The following is a 599-nucleotide window of genomic DNA, read 5'->3' on the forward strand; positions in this document are numbered from 1 at the left end:
AAAACCAGTGTCATAGTCCGAACCCGGACGTGCACCAGAAAACCATGGGCCGTATTTTCAAAATAAGTCACGAATCGGATAAATGGGTGCAGGTTGACCTTTCCAAAGCCAGCGACTTGGAGTTGGTAAATCATCAGCTCAATAAGAACGAATGGTATGTGCAGCATGCCCGCCTCATCCTGCAAGAGCGGGGACCAAATAAGAAAGTGCATAAAGCATTAAAAGATATTCTGAACAACAACCCGGACATAACCCGTAAACTTCGGGCGCTGTGGGCGCTCCACGTCACCAACGGACTGGAAGAAGATGAGCTTATTAAACTACTGGAACACCAGAATGAATATATCCGGAGTTGGGCAATCCAGCTGATGGCAGAAAATAAGAACCTGTCTGACAAGGCCCTGTCCCGTTTCGCTGGTCTTGCAAAAACAGATAATTCGGCGCTCGTCAGGTTATACCTGGCCTCAGCGCTCCAGAGAACAAGCCCGGAAAAACGATGGGAAATCCTTGAGGCCCTTGTTCAGCGTGCGGAGGATAAAGACGACCAGAACCTGCCGCTTATGCTCTGGTATGCGCTGGAGCCGGCGGTGCCAACAGAT

1 protein-coding gene is annotated in these 599 nt (G+C 49.9%); it reads left to right on the forward strand.

The genetic code is table 11. The features are described 5' to 3' along the window. On the forward strand, positions 1–599 hold a 599-nt coding region (locus WKF69_RS15350), incomplete at both ends, for a HEAT repeat domain-containing protein (protein ID WP_340382983.1).

Source organism: Daejeonella sp. (assembly GCF_037719425.1).
Lineage (GTDB): Bacteria > Bacteroidota > Bacteroidia > Sphingobacteriales > Sphingobacteriaceae > Daejeonella.